The sequence below is a fragment of the Actinomadura sp. NPDC048032 genome (assembly GCF_040653175.1).
Classification (GTDB): Bacteria; Actinomycetota; Actinomycetes; order Streptosporangiales; family Streptosporangiaceae; genus Spirillospora; species Spirillospora verrucosospora.
The window spans coordinates 1-2,335 of record NZ_JBEZJP010000709.1 but is presented as its reverse complement, the minus strand read 5'-3'; the positions used below and the strand labels follow the sequence as shown (position 1 = coordinate 2,335).

The following is a 2,335-nucleotide window of genomic DNA, read 5'->3' as shown; positions in this document are numbered from 1 at the left end:
GGCGAACCGCTCGGTCGGACCCGCCGGCAGCGCGGGCGTCGCTACGGCGATCGGCTCCGGCCCGCTCACCGCTCGGCAACACCGACCCGTCCGCGATGCTCGAAGGCGCGGTGGTGCCCGCGAAGGGCGGCCTTCCGCTCGGCAGCCGGTTCTGGCTGACGACGGACGCGTTCGGCGTGACCGCGGGACGCGCCTTCAAGGTGACCGCGCACGCGAGCTCGCCCGAGCGGCTCCGGGCGGCGAAGGCGTCGCTCGCGGTCCCCACGGGTTGGAACGTGACAGGTTCCGGTGACCTGGGGACGGTCGGCGGAGCCGAGCGCACCGCGACCTTCACCGTCACGCCCCCGGCCGGCGTCAAGGCCGGGCGCGCGCAGCTCTCGGCGACGCTGACCGGCGGCTCGGCCACCGGCCAGACGGCCACGTCCGTGGAGGTCCAGCCCGCCGTCACCGGCGTCCTGGAGCCACTGCCCCGCGTCTCGGACTTCGACACCTGGGCGGGCAAGACGGGCGTCCCCGCACTGACGGGGCAGGTGAAGCGGGTGCTCACGCTGGCGTCCGGCGCGTCCCGGCAGGTGCGCGTGGACCTGTCCAACACGACCGCCTCGGCGCAGTCCGGCACGGTCAGGCTGACCCTGCCCGCGGGCTTCACCGCCGACGCCGCGTCCAAGCCCTACTCCCTCGACGCGGGCAAGACGGGCTCGGCCACCTTCACCGTCACCAACACCGACACGTCGCTGCCCACCTCCAACCAGGGCGGGACCGACGGCGACTACGACCTGACCATCACCACGACCTCCTCCTCGGGCGACGCCGACGTGCAGAACGGCGCCCTGGAACTGGTCCCGACGGCCGAACTGCCGAAGGCGTCCACCGCGCCCGCGGTCGACGGCAAGGAGTCGCCCGGCGAGTACCCGGGGCCCGAGCTGAACCTGTCCCGGCGCTGGGAGGGGACGGCCTGCGAGTCCGCCGACGACTGCTCGGCCACCGGCAAGGTCACCTGGACCGACAAGGCGCTGCACGTGCTGGTCAAGGTCCGCGACGACAAGCAGGGCACGGTGCTCGGCGCCGACGACTGCAAGCGGCACTGGCGCACCGACTCGGTCGAGATCGGGATCGACCCGCGCGGCGACTCCGAGAACACCTCCACCACGTTCAAGACCGGCATCTTCCCGAAGATGTCGGACGGGAAGCCGTGCTTCGAACGCGACGCGGACGCGCGCCAGGGCCCCGGCGAGGAGACCGCGCCCGGCATGCGGGTCGCCTCGACGGTCGCCGACCCCTACGACGGGTACGTCGTCGAGGCGGAGATCCCGTTCACCGCGCTGCCGACCGCGGTGGACCCGCGGCGCATGGGCCTGAACGTCTTCGTCTACGACTCCGACACCCAGGACAAGACCGGCCAGACCCGGATCGGCTGGTCGACCTGGAACGGCGTCCAGGGCGACCCGTACCGGTGGGGCCTGGTGTCCCTGCCCGGCCACACCCCGCCCTCGGGCATGCCGACCACGCCCCCGCCGCCGGTCATGCCGACCGACGCGACGCGGTCGGTGAACGCGCCTGAGTCGATCATCCAGGCCGTGCGCACGGGCGTCCCGCTCGCCGCCGGTCCCGCGGCGCCGCGCTCGGACACGGCGAAGATCGTGGGACGGCCGGCGGTCTCCGGCGGCTCGACCACCGTCCGGCTCCTGGCGACCGGGCCGGGCACCGCGCACGTCCACGTGTGGGACGGCAAGCTGCTCGGCACCAAGGAGGTCCGGATCCGCGGCGCGGGCACCACCACCGTGACCGTGCCGGGCGCGACCGGCACCCTCACCGTGGCCTTCGAGGCGGCGAAGGGAGGAACGGCGAGCGGCGCCGTCCGCCTGGGCGGCTGATCATGCCCCGCCGGGCCGGGGGAGCGGACGCGCCCCCCGGCCCGGCGGCATGCCGGACGGAATCCGGGCCGCGTTGAACTCCGTCCCGCCGGGGCGCGTATCCCCACGCGTAGATCGACACCCCGGAACCGGGAGGGTTCATGAGGCGCCGGAAGAGCGTGAGGAACAGTCGGCTGCGCACCGCGGTCGCGACGACCGCGGTGGCGGCCGGATCCGCCGGGCTCCTGGCCGGCTCGCTGTACGTCGTGCACGCCGAGGGACGGTCCGGCGGCCAGGAGGCCAGGCTCGCGGGCGACGCCCGCGCCGGGCGGCCCGCCACCGGGCAGGCCGCCGCGAAGGCCGCCCGGATCGCCGGCCGTCTCGGCGACCGCACGACCAGCGCGTCGAACCAGACCACGGAGGCGTCCACCCCCGCCTTCTGCACGCCCGCGAGGACGGCCTCGGCGGTCAGGCAGTCGCCC

Annotated in this window: 2 protein-coding genes; both read left to right on the top strand. The window is 74.9% G+C overall.

The features are described 5' to 3' along the window. Positions 1 to 1,874: sugar-binding protein (locus tag AB0C69_RS41345; RefSeq protein WP_360362189.1), on the top strand; the 1,874-nt coding region annotated here is incomplete at its 5' end. A 158-nt stretch (positions 1,875 to 2,032) separates the two neighbouring features. Further along, a partial coding sequence (locus tag AB0C69_RS41340) for a hypothetical protein (protein ID WP_360362187.1) occupies positions 2,033 to 2,335 on the top strand: 303 nt, incomplete at its 3' end.